General features: G+C 71.9%; 9 protein-coding genes. 7 read left to right on the top strand and 2 right to left on the bottom strand.

Annotated features, from left to right (window positions below; translation table 11 throughout):
- Window positions 1-1,156: zinc chelation protein SecC (locus D7X55_RS30605; RefSeq protein WP_121724911.1), on the top strand; the 1,156-nt coding region annotated here is incomplete at its 5' end.
- Between the two features lie 4 nt (window positions 1,157-1,160).
- Here D7X55_RS30605 and D7X55_RS30600 read toward each other — a convergent pair.
- Window positions 1,161-2,126, bottom strand: coding sequence for a cyclic nucleotide-binding domain-containing protein (locus D7X55_RS30600; RefSeq protein ID WP_121724910.1), 966 nt, complete (start codon window positions 2,124-2,126; stop codon window positions 1,161-1,163).
- Between the two features lie 57 nt (window positions 2,127-2,183).
- A complete protein-coding gene (locus D7X55_RS30595) occupies window positions 2,184-3,296 on the bottom strand; it encodes a cyclic nucleotide-binding domain-containing protein (protein ID WP_407921795.1) in 1,113 nt (370 codons plus the stop codon).
- Window positions 3,297-3,667: 371 nt separating this feature from the next.
- Here D7X55_RS30595 and D7X55_RS30590 point away from each other — a divergent pair, with 371 nt between their 5' ends.
- The 6 genes from D7X55_RS30590 to D7X55_RS30565 all read left to right on the top strand — a co-directional run bounded on the left by D7X55_RS30590 (window position 3,668) and on the right by D7X55_RS30565 (window position 8,434).
- On the top strand, window positions 3,668-4,942 hold the full coding sequence (locus D7X55_RS30590; RefSeq protein WP_233610165.1) for a hypothetical protein: 1,275 nt from the start codon (window positions 3,668-3,670) through the stop codon (window positions 4,940-4,942).
- On the top strand, window positions 4,939-5,577 hold the full coding sequence (locus tag D7X55_RS30585) for a hypothetical protein (protein WP_120552780.1): 639 nt from the start codon (window positions 4,939-4,941) through the stop codon (window positions 5,575-5,577). Before D7X55_RS30590 ends, D7X55_RS30585 begins: the two co-directional genes overlap by 4 nt.
- A complete protein-coding gene (locus D7X55_RS30580) occupies window positions 5,574-6,812 on the top strand; it encodes a YncE family protein (RefSeq protein ID WP_121724908.1) in 1,239 nt (412 codons plus the stop codon). Before D7X55_RS30585 ends, D7X55_RS30580 begins: the two co-directional genes overlap by 4 nt.
- 17 nt (window positions 6,813-6,829) lie before the next feature.
- On the top strand, window positions 6,830-7,525 hold the full coding sequence (locus tag D7X55_RS30575; RefSeq protein WP_121724907.1) for a c-type cytochrome: 696 nt from the start codon (window positions 6,830-6,832) through the stop codon (window positions 7,523-7,525).
- Between the two features lie 166 nt (window positions 7,526-7,691).
- Window positions 7,692-8,003: a hypothetical protein gene (locus tag D7X55_RS30570; protein ID WP_120552777.1), complete on the top strand. Its 312-nt coding sequence runs from the start codon at window positions 7,692-7,694 to the stop codon at window positions 8,001-8,003.
- Between the two features lie 86 nt (window positions 8,004-8,089).
- Entirely contained in the window at window positions 8,090-8,434 is a 345-nt protein-coding gene (locus tag D7X55_RS30565; RefSeq protein ID WP_233610164.1) for a hypothetical protein, read from the top strand.
- Window positions 8,435-8,490 lie beyond the last annotated feature (56 nt).

Raw genomic sequence — 8,490 nt, 5'->3', positions numbered from 1 at the left:
GGACCTGGAGGCGGCCATGTCGCTTCTGGGCGACGCGGACGTGTCCCGCCTGTCTCAGACGCTGGAGCACCTGTCCGTGCTGCTCCAGGCCGCGGGACCCCAGCCGGGGCTGAGGTACGACGACAAGGCCTTCAGCGACCACGTGGGCAAGGCGCTCGCGGCGCTGGCCGCGCAGGAGGGCCTGGACGCGATGCAGGCGCGCAACAGCCTGCGCGTGGGCGTGGTGCGGGAGCTGGGCACGCGCGGCTTCCAGGAGAAGCTGGGCGCGGGCCTCCTGGCGCAGGCCGCGAAGGGTGGACGCACGCCGGAGGAGCGGCGGGCGCTGTGCGTGGGCGCGCTCTTGGCCACGGCGGCGAAGAAGACGGGCAAGGTGCGGCCGGAGGACAACCCCGTGCTGGACGTCGTCTTCGACGTGCAGTTCCGCGAGTGGAGCCAGAAGCACGCGGAGGTGGTGCGCAAGTACGAGTCCCTGGTCGCGCAGATGGAGCCGGAGTCCATGACGCCGGAGGCCTCGGAGGCCCTGCGCAAGGCGGAGGCCGGGGAGCTGGATGCGCTGGTGAAGCACGTGCAGGCGGACCCCGCGCTGGTGGAGCGCATCTCGCGCGAGGCGAAGGAGCGCGCGCAGCGGGTGGAGACGAAGCTGAGAGACCCCGCCACGCCGTCCGTCTTCTCCCCGGAGGAGGAGCTGTGGCTCACCGTCGTGCTGTGGGAGCCCTTGCGCGCGATGAAGTCCCAGCCCAAGGACCCGGAAGGCCGGCGGCAGGTCATCGCGGCGCTGCTGCGCGCGGTGAAGGGCGCGGTGGACGCGGACTTCCTCGAAGGGATGCTGGAGCGCATGCGCGCGGGCGCGAAGGACCCGGCGGCGGACGAGCCCACGCGCGAATGGCTCACCGACGCGGCCATCGCCTTCGAAGCAGAGCCCGCGCGCCTGGTGCTGGCGGCGCTGCTCACCGCGCGGCAGGAGGCGAAGGGGCGCAGCGCGGAGGAGATGGTGTCGCTCGCGGACTTGAAGGCCCTGCCCGCGTGGACGCCGGAGCAGCTGGAGCCCTACCGGCAGCTGCTGGAGAAGGAAGGCCGCGCGTCCGGCGCGGACCGCATCCGCCGCGCGCAGGGCTGGTTGCGCGAGCATCCCGTGCAGCTGGACGCGGAGGCCTGACGTCTCAGACGAAGAGCGCCTTCGCGGTCTGCTGAAGGCGCTCCGTCCCCATGCGCATGAGCTGGCCCTTCAAGCCGGGCTGGGTGACGACGTGCCGCTCGAAGGCGGCGCGCTCCAGCCGCAGCACCACGCAGGGCGTCCTCGTGCGCACCGTCGCGGACACCGGCTTGTCCAGCAGCAGCGAGATTTCGCCGAACACGTCGCCCTCGCGCAGCTCCGGCAGCAGCACGATGCGGCCCCGCTGCTCCAGTGACAGCTGCACCTGGCCGCGCAAGAGCAGGTAGAAGGCGTCCCCCGGCTGGCCCTGCGTGAGGAGCACCTCTCCCGCGGGCACGGCGCGCAGGTCGAACTCGCGCGACATCGCCTGCTTCAGCGCGGGCGGAAGGTTGGTGAACAGGGGGCTGGTGCGCAGCAGGTTCTCCACCAGCCGGCGCTGGTAGAAGGCGTGCACGGCCGCGTCCACCTCCGGGTGCGCCGCGCTGACGCGGGCCAGGGACTGGCGCTTGAACTCCAGCAGCACGGAGCGCTCGCGCACCTCCAGCGCCTCCACCAGGGCCACGAAGGCCTCCCGCCCCACGCTGGCCAGCACCGGCACGCCTGGGTCCTTGCCGTCGGGGACCCAGGCGAAGGTCGGCGCCAGTGCGCCGGGCGGCAGGGCGAAGCGCTCCGCCACGGTGTGCACCACATCGAAGCGGGTGCCCGGGACTCGCGCCATCACCAGGGCGGCCACCGCGCGCAGGAGCTCACCCGCGCGGGTCCAGGCGCGCGCCGCATTGAGATAGGCGCTGATGGCCGCGGCTTCGTGCTCCAGCGACTGGTACATCTCGGCCACGCGCAGGTGCGATACCGGGTCGTCAGGGTCCACGCGCAGCGCGGCCTCGTAGGCCTCCAGCGCCTCTCTCAGCTCACCGCGCGCGGCGAGGAGCTTCGCCCGGGACTTGAGGGATTGAGCGTGTGGGGAGTCCGCCATGCGCGCTTCTGTAACCCAGCCGCGCGGCGCACGCACCCGTTCGGTAGGGCGGACCGTTCACCCGCTCAAATCCCGCACCCGCTCCGCCAGGCTCTGCGTGAAGAGGCGGTAGATGCGCAGGGCGGCGGCCTCGTGCGTCTCCAGGAAGTATTGGAAGTCCGTCCGGGTGACGCGCAGGGCGCGCACCACCGTGTGCGCGCGCACGTGCGCGGACACCGGGCCATCCAGGATGAGGGAGATTTCCCCCAGGAACGCACCGGGCCCCAGCATGTTGAGCTGGCGCGCGTCCGGGCCCGGGCCGGTGGACACGCTCACCATGCCCTCCAGCAGCACCACCAGCCCCATTCCCTTGGCGCCCTTCTCCAGCACCGTCGTCCCCGCGGGCAGCAGCATGGGCCGCGCCAGGCGGTAGAGGTCGCGCATGTCCTCCAATGACAGACCATCGAAGATGGGAATGGCTTTCAGATAGCCATAGCCATCCACCACCGGCGGCGCCTTCTCCGCCGCGGCCGCGCCCTCCGGCGCCGACGCGAGCCCCAGCTGCTGGAGCAGCCGCGCCTGCTCCGCCTGGAGCAGCAGCAGCCCCGCGCCCGACGCGTGCTTGATGCCGTCCGCCAGCAGCACCAGCGCGCGCCACGTGGCGCCCTCCGCGTCCAGCAGCTCGCACATGCGCAGCACGGCTTCCGGCCGCTGCGCGTCGTCCACGGGCACCGCGCGCAGCATCTCCAGCTCCGCGTGCGCGTTGCCCAGCACCCGGAACACCCCCGCCGCCTCCATGGGCCGGTGCATGCGGCCCAACAGGTGCGCCAGCGACTCGCGCGCGCCCAGCGCCTGGTACAGCGACAGCGCCTGCTCCAGCGAACCGGCGCGCTCGAAGGCCGCCGCCGCGCGGGCCTGCTCGCCCACCCTCAGCCACGCCTCCGCCGCCAGCAGCGGCGCTCCCGCCTGTTCGTACAGGGGCGCCGCGCTCCGGTCATCTCCGTCCGCTTCCAGGAGCCTCGCCGCGCCCGCGAAGTCGCGTGCCTGCCGCAGCACCTCCACCAGGCGGTTGCGCGTGTCGGTGGGCACCGCCAGCGCCTCTTCCAGGACCCGCTCGCGCTGCGCCGCGCCCATCGCCTCGTAGGCCCGCACCGCGTCCTCCACCTCGCCCTTCAACACCCGCGCCCACATGCCTCGCGTGACGCTGGAGCCAGGGCCCACGGCCACGTCGCCCACGTTCGAATCGTCTGGAATCACGGCCCCGTCATTCCTCCCGGACGCCCCGGCGGACAGAGGATGTCCACGCCTGGGTCCGGGACCCTGATGGCGTAGCATCCTGAAACAGGGAAAGCCAGCCATCACGGGGAAGGACGGCAGGCCTTGGACAGACGCCGGACCGCGCGGAGGGGCCGCGCGAAACCCGGGAGGTTGGGGCGCGGGAAACCCCTTGCCGCACCGGCCGCTATGCATGCGCGGGCCGGGCGTTATCGTGGGGAGCCATGGGGTCTGCCCCGGAGCGCCGGATGCCAGAGCGACGAATCTCGGGGGGTTGGAAGGCGGCCGTGGTGGCCGGACTGCTGGGCCCGGCCGTGGCGTGGGCGCACGCGGGCCTGCCGGAGACGTCCAACGTCACGCTGCGGCGTGGCCACCCGGAGGACTTCTTCGTGGGGGCCACCTTCGGCGCGGTCATCTCGCGCGACAGCGGGCGGACGTGGCGCTGGGTGTGTCCGGATGCCATGGGGTATGGCGGCTGGCGCCCGGAGTCCTTCGTGTGGCGCGGGACGGGGGAGCTCCTGGCGGCCACGGGCAACGCGCTGCTGTCCTCGAAGGACGGCGCGTGTTCGTGGACGTCACACCCCGCGTTCAAGGACACGTGGGTGACGGGGCTCGCGGCGCACCCCACGGATGACGCGGTGTTGTACGTGGCCACGGGCCGCTCCACGTCGGTGACGAACGGGGTGTTCCGCTCGGACGACGGCGGCGGGACGTGGCGGGCGCTGGCGCTGCAGCGCGCGGGGGTCCTCTTCTCCGCGGTGCGCGTGTCCACCGCGGATCCGCGCACGCTCTACGTGTCCGCGTCGGACACGGCGCGCATGTACCTGTTCCGCAGCGGCGACGCGGGCGAGACATGGGAGGAATTGCCGCAGGCCTTCCCGGACCTGGTGCGCCCGTTCGACTTCGTGGTGACGGCGACGGACCCGGTGGATCCGCTCGGCGTCTGGGCGCGCGTGTCCGCGCAGGGCTACACGCACGTCCTGCACAGCACGGACGGGGGGCGCACCTTCAGCGCGCGCACGGGCGCGGGCATCGACGACGTCTTCGTCAACATGGACGTCTCCGCGGACGGGGGCACCGCGTGGGTGTCCACGTACAACTCCTTCTTCCGCAGCCAGGCGGGTGGGGCCTTCTCCAAGCTGGAGCTGCCCACCGGCAACGCGTGCGTGACGCGCGTGGGAGGCGTCCTCTACGGCTGCGGCTCGCCATGGCTCCATGACTGGTCGCTGGCGCGCAGCACCGATGACGGCACCACCTGGGAGCCGCTCTTCAGCCTGGAGCAGATTCAAGGCAGCCATCAGTGCCCGGCGGGCACGCCCGTGCGAGAGCTGTGTCCGTCGCGCTGGCCCCAGCTCGCGGAGACGATTGGCGCGCCGCTCTATCCGGACGGCGTTCCGGACGCGGGCGTGCCGGATGCCGGCGCGCCGCCTGCCGACGCGGGCACTCCCGTCAATCCGAAGCCGTCCTCGGGCTGCGCCGCCGCGCCCGCGGGCACGCTCGTTCCCCTGTTCCTCCTTCCCCTGTGGCGTCGCGGCCGGCGGCGCGAGGACCCGAGACCATGAAGCTGAAGACGTTCCTGCCGTGGAGCACCGCCGCCGTCGCGCTGCTGGCCCTGAGTGGGTGCGACAAAGATGACGCCCCTCCCCAGGCCACGGCGTGCGGCGAGCCGCTGTACGCGGGCGGCGCCACGGACGAGGCGTGGCGCACGATGGAGGACGCGAAGAACCAGCCACAGGACAGCTCGCGCGCGGTGACGCTCACGTCGCCCGAGCCCGGGCAGTCGTACTTCACGGATCAGGCCGCGCCGCTGTGGCGGTGGACGTCCCCGCTGCGCGCGTCGCTGGAGCATCCGGTGCCGCCAATGCGGGAAGCCCGCCCGCGTGAGTCGAAGCGGTCGGTGCTCGCGTGGCTGGGGAACCAGGTGCTGCCCACCGCCGAGGCCCACCTGCCGCCGTACACGGGCGACCTCTACTGGGTGAAGGTCTACGCCGCCGGGCGCGAGTGCCCCATCGCGCAGGTGTTGACGTCCGAGTTGCAGTGGCAGCTGGATGGCGGCTCCTGGCAGACGGTGAAGGACGCCGCGGGCAAGGAGCTGTCGGTGCAGGTGGTGAGCGCGTACCTGGTGCAGAACCGCATCACGGAGGGGCCCTACACGATGGGGTCCACCGTGCCGTTCACGATGGGGATGGCCAGGTGAGGCGCGCTGTCTGGCTTTGCGCGCTGGCGCTGGGCGCGTGCACGGAGACCGAGCCGCCGGAGCCGGGCCCGGACGTGCCCGAGCTGGCGTACGCGGATCCGAACCCGTGGACGCGGGGCGGTACGACGGTGCCGCCTCCGGGGGCCTCCGGCCGGCTGCTGGTGACGAACAGCCTGGATGACTCGGTGAGCCTGCTGGAGATGGACGGGCTGGGCACACCGGGCTGGGGCGAGCTGGCGCGCGTGCCGGTGGGGCTCCATCCGGTGGAGCTGGAGGGGCCGCACCACACGGCGGTGTCGCCGGCGGGTGACTACTACTACGTGGGCATCTCCAACTACGTGCCGGGCGGTGGCTCGGGGCCACATGGCGCGCACGGGACGGGGACGGCGGATGGCTACTGCCTGAAGCTGAGCGCGAAGGACAACCGGCTGGTGGCGTCCACGCGCGTGGACCGCAACCCCGGGGACGTCATCGTCAGCGCGGACGGGCGCACGCTGTACCAGACGCACTTCGACCTGCTTCGCATCGCGGACGTGGCGCGCAAGGGCGGCACCGAGGAGGACATGGCCGCGCGCATGGTCATCCTCGACGCGGAGACGATGGCGGTGAAGGAGCGGGTGAGGGTGTGCCCCGCCCCGCACGCGGTGCGCCTGTCCGCGGACGAGCGCACGGCGTACGTGGCCTGCTGGTCGGACGAGGTCGCGGTGGTGGACCTGGAGGCCGAGGGCCGGCCGGTGACGCGCGTGAAGGTGGCGGCGGGCGCGGGCACGGCTGTGAACCCCCGGCATCAGCCGTACGCGCTGACGGTGTCGCCCACGACGGGGGACGTGTGGGTCAGCTCGCTGGCGAGCAAGCAGGTGCAGGTGCTGGAGCCCGGGACGCGCACGATGAACCCGGAGCGCACGGTGTACCTGCGCGGCGCGCCCATGTTCGGCGCGTTCACGCGGGACGGGCGCACGCTCTACATGCCCTATCAGCAGGAGGACGCGGTGGCGGTCATCGACGCGGCGACGTCCGCGGTGCTGCGCACGGTGCAGCTGTCGCAGGCGGGCTGTCTCAACGTGCACCAGCTCATGCTGACGCCGGACGAGCGCCACGGCCTGGCGGTCTGCGAAGGGGACCACATCGGCCCGGGCACGTTGCACGTGGTGGACCTGGGCGAGGGCACGGTGGTGTCCACGGTGAAGGTGGGCATCTTCCCGGACTCGGTGAGCCTGCTGCGGGGGACGCCGTGAGGGGCCTGCGAGGAGGCATGGCGGCGCTGCTCGTGGGCGTGCTCGCCGGGTGCCGTGAGGACGGGCCCCAGGACGCGGCGGACTACGGAGAGGCGCTGTTCCAGAGTTCGACGCTGTCGTCGAGCGAGTACAACTCCTTCTCCTGCGCGACGTGCCACGCGACGACGGCCCAGGCGCCGGCGGGACGCATCGACTCCGGGCACACGCTGTACAACGTGGCGGCGCGGCCTGACTGGTGGGGCGGCAGCGAGACGCGGCTGCTGGACGCGGTGAACGTCTGCTACGTGAACTTCATGCGCGGGGTGACGAAGCTGGGGCCGGACGAGCCGCGCTCCCGCGCGCTGTATGAGTACCTGTCGCGGATCAGCCCGGACGCGCAGGCGCCCGCGCTGCCGTTCACGGTGGTGAAGGACATCCAGGACGTGCCCCGGGGCGACGCCACGCGCGGCGAGGCGGTGTACCGGGCGGCGTGCCAGAACTGCCACGGCGCGACGCACACGGGTGAAGGCCGGTTGACGACCTTCGCGTCGGTGCTGCCGGAGGTGACGCGGACCTACGACGAGGCCTTCCCGGGCATCCCGCACGCGCAGGTCGTCATCGAGAAGGTCCGGCACGGGCCGTTCTTCGGCGTGGGAGGCACCATGCCGCTCTACGGCAAGGAGGCCCTGTCCGACGTGGACCTGGGCGCGCTGCTCACGTACCTGGGACTTTGATGCGGATCCGCTCGCTCTGAAGGAGTACTGCGCGCTGCACTACTACTCGGAACAGGAGCACGGGTACTTCCTCAGCTTCCTCTCCGACATCGGCGGAGATGGCCCGGATGGCCGCAAGTACTGCCTGGTTCCCCGGAAGCTCCATGAGTTGGAGCACCGGCGAGTCGTGCTGTTGGGGCCTGCCCACAACCATCCCCACAACCCGCGTCCTTCCGAGCGGGACATGGGCGCGTTGAGGCCCGCGGGCTGGTCTCCCCTGGGCACGTCCCGAGTCCTCGAACAGGAGACAGGGCGCATCTGGGACCGCGAGCTGTACATCTTCCACAAGGACAAGCTGGGGCACTGCATCGCCTACAGCTACAACTACGCGACCCGCGTCGTGTCCGCGCTGCGGGCGGGCCATTGGGTTCCCATCGGGAAGGCCGAAGGTGACTGGGGCGCGTTCAATGCCTTCGAGGGAAAGGACTGGCTGCCATGACGCTGCGTGGATTGCGTGCGCTCGGACTCGGGTTCCTGGGTGTTGGGCTGAGCGGGTGCGGTCTGCTCGGCTACCACAAGCTTCCCATGGCTCCGCGTGCGCCCGAAGCAGAGGCTGCCCGCGTCCACTTCCCGGAGTCCTTCGACAACGCCACCCATCTTCCGGGTCCCATGCTGGAGGCCCTGAGCCTGGCGCTGAATGACTTCCTTCCACCGGGCCGGAAGGTCCAGAGCAACGCACGCGACCCGCGCATCGCGGAGTGCCTGTCACGCCGCGACACCTACGAGACCCGCGTGCTCCGCTCCGAGGATGGACTGTTCTTCATCTCCTTCATCCCGGACCTGTCCCGCTGCGGTCTGGATGCGGAGATCCTGGATGGAGGCACGGTCTACTGCGTGGATGGCCAGGGCCGCATCGTGGCCGTGCACTGAGCCCGTCCCCCCGGCCGTCACACGGGCAAGGAGGGAGGGGCCGTGCTTCCCGCCCC

Origin of the sequence: Corallococcus sp. AB049A (assembly GCF_003668885.1) — a bacterium.
Lineage (GTDB): Bacteria > Myxococcota > Myxococcia > Myxococcales > Myxococcaceae > Corallococcus > Corallococcus interemptor.
The sequence above is the reverse complement of the archived record's forward strand: the minus strand, read 5'-3'. Positions and strand labels throughout refer to the sequence as shown.